16 protein-coding genes are annotated in these 15,844 nt (G+C 43.4%); 8 read left to right on the top strand and 8 right to left on the bottom strand.

The window, feature by feature from the left end:
• Positions 1-268: 268 nt before the first annotated feature.
• Both J4N37_RS09485 and J4N37_RS09490 read left to right on the top strand, forming a co-directional pair.
• Positions 269-1,849 carry a S41 family peptidase gene (locus J4N37_RS09485; RefSeq protein WP_010448749.1) on the top strand — a complete coding sequence of 527 codons (1,581 nt, stop codon included), beginning with the start codon at positions 269-271 and terminating at the stop codon, positions 1,847-1,849.
• Positions 1,833-2,240 (top strand): hypothetical protein, encoded by a 408-nt coding sequence (locus tag J4N37_RS09490; protein ID WP_045393466.1) that lies wholly within the window; start codon positions 1,833-1,835, stop codon positions 2,238-2,240. Before J4N37_RS09485 ends, J4N37_RS09490 begins: the two co-directional genes overlap by 17 nt.
• Positions 2,241-2,293: 53 nt before the next feature.
• Here the strand turns inward: J4N37_RS09490 and rlmF are convergent, their stop codons facing one another.
• From rlmF to J4N37_RS09525, 7 genes are all read right to left on the bottom strand, one after another.
• Complete coding sequence (rlmF, locus tag J4N37_RS09495; RefSeq protein ID WP_138954879.1) at positions 2,294-3,421, bottom strand: 23S rRNA (adenine(1618)-N(6))-methyltransferase RlmF; 1,128 nt, start codon at positions 3,419-3,421, stop codon at positions 2,294-2,296.
• Positions 3,408-3,923 (bottom strand): M48 metallopeptidase family protein, encoded by a 516-nt coding sequence (locus tag J4N37_RS09500; protein WP_045393459.1) that lies wholly within the window; start codon positions 3,921-3,923, stop codon positions 3,408-3,410. Before J4N37_RS09500 ends, rlmF begins: the two co-directional genes overlap by 14 nt.
• A gap of 126 nt (positions 3,924-4,049) precedes the next feature.
• Positions 4,050-4,859 carry a LicD family protein gene (locus tag J4N37_RS09505; protein WP_252040707.1) on the bottom strand — a complete coding sequence of 270 codons (810 nt, stop codon included), beginning with the start codon at positions 4,857-4,859 and terminating at the stop codon, positions 4,050-4,052.
• A 6-nt stretch (positions 4,860-4,865) separates the two neighbouring features.
• Positions 4,866-5,900 (bottom strand): NAD-dependent epimerase/dehydratase family protein, encoded by a 1,035-nt coding sequence (locus J4N37_RS09510; protein WP_045393453.1) that lies wholly within the window; start codon positions 5,898-5,900, stop codon positions 4,866-4,868.
• Positions 5,901-5,904: 4 nt separating this feature from the next.
• A complete protein-coding gene (locus J4N37_RS09515) occupies positions 5,905-6,621 on the bottom strand; it encodes an IspD/TarI family cytidylyltransferase (protein WP_010448737.1) in 717 nt (238 codons plus the stop codon).
• A 9-nt stretch (positions 6,622-6,630) separates the two neighbouring features.
• A complete protein-coding gene (locus J4N37_RS09520) occupies positions 6,631-7,770 on the bottom strand; it encodes a polysaccharide pyruvyl transferase family protein (protein ID WP_252040709.1) in 1,140 nt (379 codons plus the stop codon).
• Between the two features lie 4 nt (positions 7,771-7,774).
• Positions 7,775-9,265, bottom strand: coding sequence for an MATE family efflux transporter (locus J4N37_RS09525; protein ID WP_029561000.1), 1,491 nt, complete (start codon positions 9,263-9,265; stop codon positions 7,775-7,777).
• A 303-nt stretch (positions 9,266-9,568) separates the two neighbouring features.
• On the opposite strand from J4N37_RS09525, the gene J4N37_RS09530 reads away from it, so the two are divergent.
• From J4N37_RS09530 to J4N37_RS09540, 3 genes are all read left to right on the top strand, one after another.
• Positions 9,569-9,799, top strand: coding sequence for a glutaredoxin family protein (locus tag J4N37_RS09530; protein ID WP_010448734.1), 231 nt, complete (start codon positions 9,569-9,571; stop codon positions 9,797-9,799).
• Positions 9,800-10,028: 229 nt separating this feature from the next.
• Positions 10,029-11,135 carry an HlyD family secretion protein gene (locus J4N37_RS09535; RefSeq protein ID WP_252040711.1) on the top strand — a complete coding sequence of 369 codons (1,107 nt, stop codon included), beginning with the start codon at positions 10,029-10,031 and terminating at the stop codon, positions 11,133-11,135.
• Positions 11,125-12,129 (top strand): DUF2955 domain-containing protein, encoded by a 1,005-nt coding sequence (locus tag J4N37_RS09540; protein WP_252040713.1) that lies wholly within the window; start codon positions 11,125-11,127, stop codon positions 12,127-12,129. Before J4N37_RS09535 ends, J4N37_RS09540 begins: the two co-directional genes overlap by 11 nt.
• Positions 12,130-12,282: 153 nt before the next feature.
• Here J4N37_RS09540 and J4N37_RS09545 read toward each other — a convergent pair whose 3' ends face one another.
• Positions 12,283-13,152, bottom strand: a complete 870-nt coding sequence (locus tag J4N37_RS09545) for a LysR family transcriptional regulator (protein ID WP_252040716.1) — start codon at positions 13,150-13,152, stop codon at positions 12,283-12,285.
• Between the two features lie 112 nt (positions 13,153-13,264).
• Here J4N37_RS09545 and J4N37_RS09550 point away from each other — a divergent pair, with 112 nt between their 5' ends.
• The 3 genes from J4N37_RS09550 (at position 13,265) to J4N37_RS09560 (ending at position 15,824) form a co-directional block, all read left to right on the top strand.
• Positions 13,265-14,476 (top strand): MFS transporter, encoded by a 1,212-nt coding sequence (locus J4N37_RS09550; protein ID WP_252040717.1) that lies wholly within the window; start codon positions 13,265-13,267, stop codon positions 14,474-14,476.
• Positions 14,477-14,558: 82 nt separating this feature from the next.
• Positions 14,559-15,140: a DUF1415 domain-containing protein gene (locus J4N37_RS09555; RefSeq protein WP_252040720.1), complete on the top strand. Its 582-nt coding sequence runs from the start codon at positions 14,559-14,561 to the stop codon at positions 15,138-15,140.
• A 108-nt stretch (positions 15,141-15,248) separates the two neighbouring features.
• A complete protein-coding gene (locus J4N37_RS09560) occupies positions 15,249-15,824 on the top strand; it encodes a nucleoside triphosphate pyrophosphohydrolase family protein (protein WP_005445519.1) in 576 nt (191 codons plus the stop codon).
• The last annotated feature ends 20 nt before the right edge of the window (positions 15,825-15,844 follow it).

A 15,844-nucleotide genomic window follows, 5' to 3' on the forward strand; every position in this document is an offset into this window, starting at 1 on the left:
CCCTAAACCTCTGCTTTGAACTTGCTCCAGGGCATATCTTTTGAGCAAACTCATTGAGAATGCCGCTTACGCCTATTACTTGAACATAATTAGTGGCCCATAATGGCTAAATATCAATACCTTGCGTGATACTTTATTCATTCTATATCACATAATTAAAATATAAATTTGCGTAAAAACTAATTAAATTTATACATTCACCAATCTTAGTAAAGACAAATCAATATAAAAATAATTATAACGCCATCATTTATAAGGAAATAGTTACATGCAGTTTAAGTATTCATTAATAACGGCAGTTACGCTTGCATTACTTCAAGGTTGTGGAGGTGGCGATTCATCTTCTAACACCAATACGACTGACAATTCCACTTGGAAGGCAGGGGATTTTAGTCAGTCTTCTAGCGACTTCGCGAATAAATGTGAAAATCCGCGAACAGGTTTAGACCCATATGCAGGAAACACAGCATACCCAGACCAAGCAGGGTCATCTTTACAAGAAAAAATGTTCTTACGCGCATTTACCAATGAAACTTATCTTTGGTATGACGAAGTACCAGATAACAATCCAAGTAACTACCGCACAGTGGTTGATTATTTCAACACCTTAGTAACGTCAGAAGTGACACAAACTGGCAAGCCGAAAGATCGTTTCCATTTCACGGTACCTTATGAAGAGGACATGAAATCATCACAGTCTGGCCTTGTTGCTGGGTTTGGATTCAATTGGTTCTTCATTCGAGGCACTCAGCCAAGAGATGTCAGAATCTCTTACACTGAGGATGCTTCACCCGCTTCGCTAAATGGCATCGCTCGCGGTGATAAACTAATTGCGATTAATTCCATTGATGTTGTCAATACTGGTAGCCAGTCCGACATAGACTTTATTAATGCGACCTTATTCAATCCGAACCTGAACCAAGACTATACTTTTACGTTTGAGAGTGTCAGCGGACAAACTAAAACCGTCACATTAACTGCTACAGATGTTGTAACATCCCCAGTCCGCAATGCGAAAGTCATTAACTATAATGGCAAAAAAGTCGGTTACCTTCAGTACAACTCATTTGAACCTAGTGCGCAGACCCCACTGATCAATGCGTTTAACAAACTATCGGAAGCGCAAGTTGATGAGGTCGTTGTTGACCTTCGTTACAACGGTGGTGGCTTGGTACTACAGTCATCTCAAGTGGGTTACATGCTCAGTGGCGCAGGCCAAAACCGCGTATTTAGCGAGCTTATTCACAATGATAAAGTCATGAAGAACACACAAGCAGGTGCAAACACTTACAAGTTCACCAACGTCGCTATTGACTGGGCAGCAGGTCGTTACTCTGATGAACCTCTGCCAACACTGTCAGCCACTAAAGTCTATGTATTAACCTCTGGCGGAACAGCCTCTTCGAGTGAGTTACTGATAAACGCTCTGAGGGGGATAGATGTAGACGTCATTCAAATCGGTTCAACCACGACGGGTAAACCATATGGGTTCGCACCTGAGCAAAATTGTGGCACAAACTACTACACGATCCAGTTTAAATCAGCGAATGAGAAAGGCTTTGGGGATTTCGCGGATGGATTCATCCCAACCTCTAAAAACATGGTAAACAGTACGCTTGGTTTAGATAACAAGGTGGAAGGTTGCTTGGTTGGGGATGATCTATCTAAACCACTTGGTGACACGTCGGAAGGCATGCTTGCGGCTGCGTTAAACTACATGGACACTGGTGTATGCCCGCAAGTTTCGCCAGTAAGCTTCAACTCAATGCCATTAGATTCGTCTTCACCAGCAATCATGGACTTGCGTTCTCCTTTGAAAACAGAGGCGATTCATGTTGATATCCAATAACTTCCAAAGCAAAGGCCTTACACTTGCATTAGTACTAGGTTCATCACTAGCGGTAACCGGATGCCAAGCAGTTGCTGACTCTCCTATCGAAGCGCTAAGTGTAAATACAACATCTCAAGCCGTTATCGAAGTGCAGAGTGCGATCGCAGAAATTCAAAACACACCGGCCCCTAGAGTTGCAGGAAATGTCTTTGAAACGTCGCCTCACTTACTGATAGAGAAAGGGAGAGTGAAAGGCAAAGACAACTTGCTACTTGACGGTAGCTACTCGGATTTGCCTGATCAATACACATTGCAAATCCGAGGCGAAAGCTGCGGTTTGTACTACGCGAAGCTGGATGTATTCGTTCCTTTAGAATCTATTGATTGTATCCCGTATACAACGCAATAAAGAAAAGCCCGCTGATATTCTCAGCGGGCTTTTAACTTTTCTTATTGTTTGAACTACTTCAATGCAATCCACTCTTTTCTTTGCTGCTTATCCATATAAGACCAAGCCATAAAACGACTGATCTTTTGCCCTTGACTCATTTCAACCACTCTAATCGCTTTAACACCCAGCTTCTCTAATTGTTTTCGCATCGGTCGAACGTTGTCTTTCTTTGAGATTAAGGTAGTAAACCAAAGAACCTGTGCACTGAAAGCTTGGCTTTCATTCGCCATTTTACGAATGAATGCAGCTTCTCCACCTTCACACCAAAGCTCGGCATTTTGCCCACCAAAGTTAAGCGCTGGTTTATTCGCTTTTCCTTGATTGGCTTGGACCTTCAAACCCTTCTTACGTTGGTTAGCTTTTAAGTTATCAAGCTTACGCTGGCTGCCCATTGCAGCTTCTTCTGCTGAGCGGTGAAATGGAGGGTTACAGGTAGTAATATCATAACGATCGTTCGGCTGGATGATACCACGATAAATATTCGACTCATCACCTTGCTGCACCAGTTCAATCTTCCCGTTTAATGATGCGTTACGAGTGACGATTTCTTGAGCTGATTCAATCGACTTTGGATCAACATCACTACCTGTATAGTGCCAACCATATTGGGTTACACCTACAATTGGATAAATGCAGTTTGCACCAACACCGACATCAAGCGCTCGCACATTTTGGTGCAGATATTTTCCTTTGACTTCACCATCGAGCAATTCTGCAACACGATGGACATAGTCAGCGCGTCCTGGGATCGGCGGACATAAGTAAGTATCAGGAATGTCCCAAAACTGTATATCGTAGTACGCCGCTAACAATGCTTTATTTAGCATCTTGACCGCTTTTGGTTCGGAGAAGTTAATTGAGTCTTCCCCTTTCGGGTTCTTGATTACAAATGGTTTAAGCTGAGGTTCGGCTATCACCAGTTTTTTAAAATCGTAGCGGCCGTTATGAGCATTACGCTCATGCAGACCACTCTTGGCGATTTTAATCAACTCGACATCACTCTGTTTTGCCGAAGCATTTACTTTCGCTGCGGGTTTGTTTTTCACTCGCTTTGACTTAACCTTAGTTGCATCTTTGCCCGTTTTCTGGGGCGTCGTTTTCGGCTGAGCTAGTTTCGCGTTGTGATTACTGTTCTTCATTCGAATCCGCTTTTAAATCGAGGTACATCATAAACAGACGAGCATCAAGTTCGAGTTGGTGATACTCAGGTTCCATATAGCAACATAGTTGATAAAACGCTTTGTCATGATTTTTCTCACGAGTGTGAGCCAACTCGTGCACCACCAGCATACGTAATAGTGCTTCTGGCGCATCTTTAAACACGTTTGCAATACGTATTTCATTCTTCGATTTCAGTTTGCCACCATGGTTGCGGCTAATCACACTGTGCAACCCAAGCGCGTTGTTCACCACGTGAATTTTCTTGTCATACACAACTTTACTGATTGGCGCCGCCTTCTTCATGTAGCGGTTCTTGATCGCTATTGCGTACTCATAAAGCGCCTTCTCACTTTTGATTTGGTGTCTATCTGGGTAGCGTTTTTCGAACCAAGGTACCAGCTTGCCACTGTCTACCAGTGAGCTAACTTGCTCAACGATGTTCTGAGGGTAACCTTGAATGTATCGAAGTGAAGGATGCATGCGTGTTAGGTCTGCTATAAAAAAGAAAAGAATTCTATCTTGTCTCAAACAGTAATGCACCTTGAAGATCAGAATGACTAGCCCAGTGACCTATGCGTACACAAATAAACACCAGGCTATTTATCACTACATCGGTAGCAAGTGTTCTTGAATATAGCCGACATTATCGTGATTCTCACGATCTTGTGTTTTAGGCATTTGCATATAGTCTCCATAGATCATCGATAAATAATCATCGTAGCGCACAATGCTTTGGTAATGCCGATCTTCAAACTCAACGGCCGTGTATTCATGATACAGAGAGGCTTCACACAACTCCTTAGACAAATAGCTACTTCCGATACTGACTGCGAAACCAGATTGCCTCACCAATCGGTGTGAGCACAAACTCTCAATAGCACGCAAAAACCAATGTGTTGGAATTACCCGAACTAATTTCTGAGACAAGCGAAACACCCTCTCAGCGAGTGGGTTAGATCGTTTCTTTCTTGAACGCTGTACCCTAGGAAAGAGATTAAATACCTTCATAAGCGAGAACCTGAGTTTCGCTTGTGCTTCATTTTGGCCCAGACTGTCGATTGGGAAAATATCTATGTTTATCCCGACACCTTTAATTCGACCATTAGAGATCTTTGAGCCATTAAGCGATAACTTACTGAACAAAAAAGGATAAGGGTTTGACTCCGAATTTAGGTTAAAAAAGGTAAAGTCTGGATTCTCGCGTGTAAAATTGTCGAGCAAATATTCGTAGTCATCCCGAGGCATCATGATGTCTATATCATCGTCCCAAGGTATGTAACCTTTATGTCGAATTGCTCCAAGAAGTGAGCCCCCCGCCAACGAGTAATCAAGTTGATGCTGTTGGCAAAAATCATGCACCTTATCAAGTATCGACATCTGGACACTTCGAAGTTGCTCGAAAGTTAGTTGTTTCAAATTGATTTACCTATAGTATGAAATCGTCTTCTGCAAGCCATCGTTTAACGCAACATGTGGCCGCCATTGCAATGCTTCTAGCTTGTTGGTAGATAGCTTCGTTCTCTTGTATTGGCAATACGCGCTGTCAGTGGCGATCTCATGGACTACAGAGTGTTTATCTCCACTAAGCTTGGTTAGCAATTTTGAAAGCTCAAGAATCGATACCTCGTCGTTCTCATTAGCAATGTTGTAAGCTGTGTTCTTTTCTCCCTTAAGCATAACTAGTAACAGAGCAGAAACGGCATCGGTGACATAGCAAAATGAACGCAGCGCACTGCCATCACTTTTTAATACAATAGGCTTATCGTTAACCACATCCCCAAGCAAATCTGACATTACTCTGCCATCATTGAGAAACATGCCAGGCCCATAAGAATGAGCAATGCGAACCGAATTAAACGTTAATCCATACTGGACGGCATAACTCTGGAGCATTGTCTCCGCAAGGCGCTTGCTTTCTGGGTAGCACGATCTCGCATCAAGAGGGTCGAAGTGACCAAAATCCGTCTCTTCTATGTATTCAACGTCCAATACCTCTCCATAGACTTCACGGGTGGAAAGAAACAAGAAGTTGCTTACGTGCATGTCTTTGACAAGCTCCAATAGATTTGAAGTGCCTTGAACATTTGCTTTGATGATACCCACAGGATCGTTTTTTATATGGTATGGGCTTGCACTACTCGCCGCGTGGATCACAAAGTCTATGTGGCCTTGATAGTCTATTGGCTCACAAACGTCCTGATAGAAACAAGTAAACTCATTTGCGGTTTCACCAAAGGTGTCCATCACTCGCTGCTTATTTCGAGCCAAGATTAAGATATTGATATTTAAATTATCGACTTTATTTAAGTAAACCAAAAAGCGGACAACACAGGCTGCCAGCATGCCAGTTGCCCCAGTAATTAATACCGTTTTATCTCTAAGCACGCCCCAGTCAGATAATGCAGTATAAATATCTTTGTTATCATCAGTTAAGATACTTTGCTTCTGTTCAATCATAACATTAACCAAACACCTGTAAGTTTTCTTGAGTATCAATGATCGCTTTAAATATAAAGAAATCGATTGGAGACGTTATTTTAATATTTTCAGATATGCCGGATACCAAGCGTACATCGTGTCCATATGTGGTCATCAGTGAGCAAGAATCGATTGCGTCAATATAACCTTCTTCCCTCGCCTGCCTATGTACTTGAAGAATGTCCTTTAAATAGAAACTTTGTGGCGCTTTTGCTAAGCGTGATAAAGAGCGGTCATGAACATTCTGAACAACATCATCATTATCAACCAAGACAAATGTTTCTACTGGTGGACACGTCGTGATGGCACTGCCATGGCTTTTCACCGCCTCAATATTACGATTGATGATGTCATCATTAATCAGAGGTCTCACTCCATCATGTATTAATACAACGGAGTTATGGTCAAATTCTTCTTCTATTTTACACAACCCGTTAAATATGGATTCTTGGCCACTTTCACCGCCTGGAATAATAAATTTCACTTTTTGAATATCAAATTTAAAAAGTAGCTTCCTTAAATAGTCAATCCATGGTTCGACGCAAACAACAACAATGGCATCAATGTTTGGGTTCTCTTCAAATTTTTCCAATGTGTAAACAATGACCGGCTTATTATATAGCTCTAAAAACTGCTTGGGTTTGGTACTATTTTGCATACGGGTTCCCACACCACCAGCAAAAATCAATGCAACATTCATAATTCGCTCCTAAATCATAGATATCATTTTGTTGATGCTAGCGTTCACAGTCTGTCTATATTGTTCATAGCGTTTAGGCTCGTAACCCTCCTCAACAGACTGCATCAAACGGTCGACAATCGACTTGGCATCAAATTGCTCGTAGGTAAAAAATCGATCTGGGTAACCAATACAATCACCAAACATCTTGACTTTGTTATTCCATACCAACCCAGCCACAGGCACTTTGAGAGAGTATGAAATAATGCATGCATGTAACCTAGCAGCAACCGTACATTTAAACGTGGCGATCAGTTCGACCAGTTCTTGAGGAGTTTGAGGCTCGATAATGTGAAGGGGCTTACCCATATAATTTTCTAAGTCAATGAGAATATCGACATCGCTTTTTAACCCATTGGTAAATAGTTGATACTCTTGCCCTCTCAACTCCAGTTCAGAAAGCAAAGACGCGTAGAAAGCAATCACTTGCTCCCTATTAAAATCAAGACCATTGTCTTTGAATATTTTTGAACGAACTAAGCCGACGCCAACTCGATCAGTCGAGTTTTTCTTTACACCATAAACTTCCGAACTAAACACCGCAGAATCAGCAACTTGGGCCGTTTCAATATGGTCTGTCTCAATGTATCCGTCATTCAATACATTCAAGTCATCTCGGGTGGTGATCATTTTGACGGATGAGTTATTTAAACTCGCTTTTAGCAAACGGCACTTATAATCAGCTTGATCATAACCTTCTACACCAACCGCATTAAAAAATATCGGGCATGGCTTAGCTTGAACAGTATCAACGAGTGCTGAAATATGAGCCCAACAATCTTGATACTTATATTTGATCATGCCACCACCGGCGAAAACAATGGCCGCTGCATCATCAAACTTATTTTTATAATCACGTTTGTAGCAGCCAATTTTGTAATTAAAGGAAGAACGTGGTGATAGTTTACTAAGGATTTTGTTTATCGATTTTCTCTTAATTTTTTTTGCACTATTAAACTCATTGGAATAATTAAGGTTAAATCGTTCAACAACAAGTTGTTCTTCAAGGGCATTTTTCCTAATTAGATACTCTGCACTATCGGCAATTACTTGGTCACCGAGGTTGGTATCATGTGTATACCCAACCATAACCAACTTCTTTGGAGTCATATCCTTATACCTTTAATCGAATTAAATTTTTTTCTTCTGTGCTTAGCACAAGCCAATATGTCAGCCCTACAATCATGCCAAATGAAATGAATCCGGATGAGATAACGCGAAGATAGCTAGGCTCATAGCTACTAGTGAATACGAATAGCACTACGCAAGTGGGAGTGATAACTTGTAGTGCTTTAGTCAAAACAAAAAATACATATCGTTTGATGGACAGCCCCGCTTTCTTCCGCAAAAAGCCAAATCTCATCAAGCAAGAAACCACTTCCATTACGATAGAAACAACGATTACCGAGTAAGCGGGATAACCTAATGTCAATACTGCATAAGCAAAAGGAATCGTCAGCAGTAATACCGAACCAATGGTTGATTGGTACGCCTTAACATCGCCAATAGCTTGAATCGCCGTTTGAAGACCAATTGTCGTCAGGTTGACCAAAGACAAGATTAAAAACAACTTCACAAAAGGCACGGCTTCTTGCGGATACTCTCCTAACCATAGTGACAATATAAACTTGGCTTCGAAGTAGATAGGAAGAGCGATTACTGAATAAAGCAACAAACTAAACCGACTTGCTTGCATTGAAAGGTTGAGCATCTCTGAACGTTGGCCATTACTTTCAGCCTTGACGATTTTAGGGTTGATCGCCTTCATTATGTTGATACTAAATTCTTTCAACTTCCCATTAACTTGCATCGCAATGGCATACACCGCATTAATAGTTACCCCAAAGAAATTATTAAGGACAATAGCAAGCCCCTGAACTCTGGCAACGCCGCATACCGCTCCAAACGAGTTCCAACTAGTAAATCCAACCATTTCTTTCAGCAACGCAACGTCGAGCGTTGAGCTCCATAAAACACACTCGCGATAACGAGCTGTACAGTACAGGGCTTTAACCAAAAGCATTAAAAATGAAACAGAAACAAACAATACCCCGAGCGCTGTCAGTGGGTTGTCAACGAATCCAATAATAAAAGCGGAAGCTAGTTTTAAAACTGATTCAACCACGCTAAGAAACGCATCAACCCCCAGGTCTTCATAGGCGTTGATTTGCGCGTTAAATGGTACGGTGAGAACAGAGGCAAATACTCCAATAACCATCACTTGGTACAAGCTGTGTGAAGACACAAGCAGCCCTGCTGGTACATTGATAAGTGAATTGAATACGAAGTCTTGCGCTATCCACAAAACGGAAGCGATTAATAAGGCAACAAATAAGTGAAGATGCTTGGTTGTCGAAAATACTCTTTTTCTCTCTGACAAAACCTTAGTGCAATAATAGGAAAGGTAGCGCTGACTTGAAGTGGTCATCGCGCCATTTAGGAACATCATCAACGCCAACACACCAGCGATTAGATTGAATACACCGTAACCTTCGACACCTAACTCTTGCAGAAGTATGCGAACCATATACAGGTTAACTATCGTTGTGATCAGCATTTTCATTATCTGAAAAAGCGTATTTTTCGCGACCCGCTTCCCTGACATGTTTCCCAAACCTTAAATAATCATCCATGCACTAATTGAACCCTTCGCAAAAGGTTCAGAAATTCGCCATATCAGTGAAATAAATGGCAAACGGATACTAAATAATGCGCGAAATGAGTTCTATTGTTTGAGTGAGCAAAGCGCTGCTTTGGTACTTTTTCCCCACCGCCAGTAGAATTACGGTATGAAAGATTAATGAGCGATTAGGGGTAATCGTCATTCTTTTCTTCACTAAGACAACAACTAGCGAGATAGAAACGGTTATAGTAGACTTCGGCTCCCACGATAATGGAGAGAAACTGAATGAAACGTGTCGTTCTTTACATCAAAGACAAATGCCCTCACTGCAAAGATGCTCAGCGTTATCTCGATTCAAAAAACATTAATTACCGTTTGTGCAACGCCAAAATGCAACGCGGACGTAAAGAGCTCGACGCGCTAGGAGCGCGATCAGTTCCTGTTCTGAAGATTGGTGACCGTGTAATGATTGGTTGGAATCCTAAGAACTTTGAAAAGATGTACAACAGCAACTAATTCAGATTTTTAAGAGCTTTTCTAGTAGAAGCTCTTTGCCACCTCCCCTTTCTTTCTGTAGCCCCGCTCTCTCCATCAAAATTTCTCGTTGTCGCATAATGGCAATTTCTAGTATTTACTAGGGTGTATTTTGTCTCTCAACTAAACAGCTTTGAGTTTCATAACGGCCTTAATCTCAATCCGATAAAGAACTCAGCCATTGCCTGTCCCATTATTTGTGAGCTCGAATATGTCAGATACAGCAAAAGAAAACCCAACCGCCCAAGAACCGAAGAAAGTAAATAAGGTAAAACGCACCACAAATGCGCTGCTCGCATTAACCCTTGTATCGATTGGGACGGCTATCATCTCTGACCGGATCATTCCAACCACCGACAATGTGCGTGTGGAAGGCAATGTAGTTTCACTTATCCCCCAAGTTTCAGGGCAAGTCGAGAGTATCAATATCAAGCCAAATTCGGAGGTGAAGAAAGGTGATGTGCTACTTAAGATCAACACCCTCGATTACCAAATCGCGGTCAAACAGGCCGAAGCAAAGCTCAAGATAGCAGGACAAAATGTCGGCTCACAAATGGCCGGAGTCATGTCAGCACAAGCTCAACTTACGACCGCTCTCGTCGCGCAAGAAAATGCTAAACGCCAGGGGCAGCGCATACTGGCAATGGCGGAAAAAGGGGTAGTATCTAAGTCAGATGCCGACACCACTCGAGCAACGATTGATCGAGCCAACGCTGATGTAGAAAATGCTAGAGCAAACCTTGAGAAAGCCAAACTTCAAGTCGGTGCTACTGGTGAAGAAAATGCGCAAATTCAATCCGCCTTACTTGAACTTCAACAAGCGCAACTGAACTTATCTCGTACCACGATGCGCGCTCCCTCTGATGGAGCCGTCACCAATTTCAATTTGTCACAGGGAGCATATGCATCCGCGGGTGCGCCACTAATGACGTTTGTAGAAAACGATGGATTATGGCTTGAGGCATTCTTTCGTGAAAACAGCTTAGGTAACATCCATGCTGGTGACAAAGTTGAAATCGCACTTGATTACGCCCCAGGCCGAACTTTCAGTGGTACGGTATCTTCGGTGGATTTAGGTGTTGCATGGGAGGCGAACAACCAACCAGGCACCTTGGCAACGGTCAAGAACCAGAATGGTTGGCTACGCGATACACAACGCATGCCAGTGACCATAAAACTTGATGATGAACACGCCATCGACCTAATGCGCATCGGTGGCCAAGCTGACGTCGTGGTGTATACCGGAAACAACACACTGTTTAACTTCCTTGGCAAGGTGTGGATTAACCTAGTGAGTGTTTTCTCTTATGTGCGCTAACATCACTCAAACGCAAGAAAGACGCATCCTACGCTACATTGTCACTGTGGGGTGTGCCGCTTTCATTGCCCTATGGTTCAACTGGCCATTGGCATTCTGTACTCCACTGCTGACGGCTAAGTTCATCGTCGATAAGCCGCAATTCCATGTTCTGCATGTAAAACAACTTGGTTATGCGCTGATTTCAACCGCAGTGATTGGTTTTTTGGTCTCAACGGGATTACCGGAATATAAAATCGCTTTCCTTACCGTGTTCTCATTGGGCATCCTGTGGGGCTACTATCTATTCACTGACCCCAAATGGGTAATGTTCGCAACATTCTTGATGATAGCTCTGATTCTTATCCCTTCAGTAACCATCATTGACCAACAAGCAGCGTTAGATGTGGGCGTCGGCTTCGCCTTTTCTGGTATTGTTGCTGTGGCTCTTTACGGCCTCTCACACGTCTATTTCCCCGAACAGGAGGAACATACATTCGAGGGCTTCCCCCCTTCTCCATTGAGTAAAGAAGCACGCTGGAATGCTGCCACCCGAGCGTGGATGATGTCATTCCCTTTGGTGTGTTTATACTTCTATTTTCAATTATCACAAATACTGCTGACCGTTGCCTTTGTCATGTTGCTATCTCTAATGGCGACAAGTGACAAAGCAGGTAAAACATCAATGTTTTTCGTCGCTAGCAACATGCTCGGCGGTCTTCTTGCCTTTGCCGCTTTTGTAACGATTTCACTTGTACCAAATCTGTATATTTATATACTTGTCACTATGGTGGTCATCGCATTACTTGGCACCAAAATTTATACTGACCCAGCTAAAGCGCCCATATACGCTACTGCGTTTACAGGCTTTATGGTGCTGATGGGAACTTCCATGAGTAACGGAGCTCTAGATGATAAGTTCTACGTACGGATATTGCAGTTGCTGTTCGTCGTTGCCTACATGGTATTCATGACGTACTTTTTCGAATCTCGTGGAAAGCTAAAAGCGCACTAGCCAAAGAGTCTTATTACAGTGGATCTTTGGCAGATGTGTTCTCTATTATCAAAGTGCAGAACAGTAAAAAGCTTACCAAGAAAACTCCGATAGTAGATTCTGAATTACGTTCTTTCCCCACTGGGTGACAACAACGCAAGTCAGTTCTTTCCATCAAACATACCGCTTAATAAAGTCGATAAAAGTTCGGTCGGCGATGGACAAATAGCCTTGCTTTCGCCAAGCGAGTGCAAGGTCGAGCTTAACGCTCGGTTCAAATGGAATACCCACCACACCCTGCTCATGTTGTGTCACTAATTCAAGGAGAGCGGTAATAGCAAATTCTTGTTTAACGATACTCAGAATGAGCGGTAGCAAGTTAGTCTCGAATGAAGACTTCATTGTAAAGCCATGCTCTTCGCTAACGTGGTCTAAGAATTCTCGGTGGAAGTAGCCATGTTGGAACATCACCAAATCATGCTCGAAAAACTGATCAAATGTGATGGCACTGCGCTGAGCTAACTCATGTTCCGGAGCCACGACGGCGACCATTTGGCTAGTAAACAGATGATCCGTTTCTAAGTCGTCTGGTACATCGTCACAGCTAATCACGCCAATATCGAGCTGGCCATTAAGTAACATTCTACGGATAGACTGAGTGCCCGCCTCCACCAGCGTCAGCTTTAAATCAGGATACTGGCTCTTAAACGCCATGACAATTCGAGGGAAAAAATAGCTGCCCATCATTGAAGGCGTACCAAGGCGTACTTCCCCTTTGGCTAAACCTTTGAGCTCATCAATCGCTAGCTGCGCATCGTGTAACTGCTGAATTACTCGCTTAGCGTGAACCAACAAGGTTTCCCCTTCTTTGGTTAAGCTGATTTTCTTTTCTTCTCGGCGAAACAGCGTCACACCAAGAGACTGTTCGAACTTCTTAATTGAAATGCTTAACGCTGGCTGAGCAATGTGCAAAGCCTTAGCTGCATGAGTAATGTTGCCGTGTTCCGCGACCGCCAAGAAGTGTTTGAGTTGCTTCGATTCCATGAGATCAAAAATATATACCAACCATATTTTTAATATATTTTTTCAATCCACAACTAACTGATAGATTGATCACAGTTTCTTTATATTTGCTCGCTCGCATTAGGCAGGACTCATGGTCAGTTTCGGCACTCCGGAATACAAACGCATTACACTATCTCTGGCGATCGGCTCGTTTTTGGTTTTCTCGAACCTTTATCTCCTTCAGCCGATGCTGCCAAGCTTTGCGGCACACTTTCAGATCTCGGAAACGCAGGTCAACTGGTTATTCGCCGCCACTACACTGGCTCTCTCCTTTAGCTTGGTCCCGATGGCTGTGCTCTCCGAATCGATTGGGCGCAAACCTGTAATGATGTTTGGTCTGTTTTCGATCCCTGCTATCTCCGCATTAATGCTGCTTGGCGATTCGTTTTTGTTCTTAGTGGTTTGTCGCGCTTTGATCGGTGTTGCGCTTGCCGCGTTTGCTGCTGTTGCCGTTGCTTATATGGCGGAAGAGCTAGATAAACACGCATTTTCAATGGCGATTGGTACTTATATCGCAGCCAATTCACTAGGAGGGATCGCAGGGCGTATCAGCGGAGGTTTGTTGGCAGACAACTTCAGCATCGATATCGCCATCGAAGTTATGATGCTATTCACCCTTATCGGCGTGGTCAGCGTGCATTACTTGCTACCAAAGCAGAAAAACTTCACCCCTTCTTCGAGCAGTTTAAGGCACCACAATCGAGCTATTATCGGACACTTCAAAAATCAACGTGTGTGGTTCGCCATGCTGATTGGTGGTTTGAACTTTGCGTTGTTCGTTAATCTTTATTCGGTAATGGGATTCCGCTTAGTCAGTGCGCCACATAATGTGCCTGTCGGGTTAGCTTCTCTCATCTTTGTTTGCTACCTGGGTGGTACGTTTTCTTCCCGTTGTGCCGGACATTGGAGTAAACGCTTTTCACCGATACTTGGCATGTTTTTAGGCTCTATCGTCAGTATGGCTGGCATGTGGATCGCAGTTATTGAAAGCATACCTGCAATGTTGACAGGTTTGTTATTGATCAGCTTCGGCGCGTTCTTCACTCACACTCTTGCTTACGGCTGGGTTGGACAAAACGCGACACAAGCAAAAGCGACGGCGACCGCATTGTATCTCGTGCATTACTACATTGGCGGCAGTTTAGGTGGATTCCTATTGCTCTATTGCTGGCAAAGCGGCGGTTGGTCGAGTGTACTCATCGGTGGCAGTGCACTGTACATCGCCATGTTCGCTGCTATCGCATTCTTAAAACACATCGCAGAGCGAATTGACGCTGGCGATAACGCAGACATAACGGCTTAACAAAGCGTTAAGCCCTATTGATTTTATGTTGTGGCGTTGGTCTGCTATGCTTGCGCCACATTCATAAAAGCAAGAAAGTCGTATGCCAACGCGCTCAACACAAGAATCATCAAACACCGATATCAATGCGATCACAGAGCAAGTCGATCAATGGCTCAATGATGTCGTGATCGGGTTAAATCTCTGCCCGTTCGCCGCTAAGCCACAGCGCAATAAACAAATCAAAATCTTCGTGAGTGAAGCCTCGCAAGAAGAAGCACTACTTGAAGACATTTTGCTGCAGTTGATCGAACTGAGTAATACCGAGCCAGAAAAACTGGAGACAACCTTGGTTGTGGTTCCCAACATGCTGCAAGATTTCTGGGATTACAACTTCTTCATTGATTGGGTTGAAGGCTTGATCAAACAGCAAGATTGGGAAGGCATTTTCCAAGTTGCCACCTTCCATCCCGATTACTGCTTTGGCGGTGCGGAACCAGAAGATGATGAGAATTTAACGAATCGCTCTCCATACCCAGTATTTCATTTGATCCGTGAAGAGAGCATGGAAAAGGTACTCAAACACTACCCTGATCCCGAGTCCATTCCAGATACCAATATCGCACGTATCTCAGCGCTTTCAGAGGAAGAACGTAAGAAGCTCTTCCCTTACCTATTCCGCTAAAACTCACTCCCCAAGAGACAGATTTCTAACCAGTTAGAATGGGATCGCTTGGGGATTAAAGTTCGGTTTGATATGATTGCGACTTCAATCGATTCAATGGACATTAGAATGCAACTGTCAAAGCTAACCCAAGAGATTTTTGATCACCTATACCGTGACATCACCGAGTTCCGTAGCACTTTCGACCTACCAGTGGCGGATGTTGCAAGCCTAGATGCACAAGCAGACACGCTACACACTTCTCTGGCGATCGAAGAGCTTACTGAACTAGCGGAAGCGGATTGCAAAACAGAGCAAGCAGACGCAATCATTGACAGCGTTTACGTTCTAATGGGTCGTCTAGTACACCTTGGTGACAGCAAAGTTGAAGATAACCTAGCGATCAGCTACCTGATCGATCTACTGCTTAACGTAGCGGTGAACCGTGGTATCGACTTTATCCCTTGCTGGGACGAAGTGCACTCAAGCAACATGAGCAAAGTGTGTCGCAACGAACAAGAATACGCAGAAACAGAAGCGTTCTACGCTGAACAAGGCATCAAGCTGATGGCGGTTCAAAAAGGCGAATACATCATTGCGAAATGCGCAGAAGATTTTGTATCTGAAGGCAAAACGGTACGTAAAGGCAAGGTCCTAAAATCAGTTTACTACCGCCCTGCAGACCTTAAGCCACTTACACAGTAAGTCGTCGATTAGGCACTACA

This window comes from Vibrio sp. SCSIO 43153 (assembly GCF_023716625.1).
Classification (GTDB): Bacteria; Pseudomonadota; Gammaproteobacteria; order Enterobacterales; family Vibrionaceae; genus Vibrio; species Vibrio rotiferianus.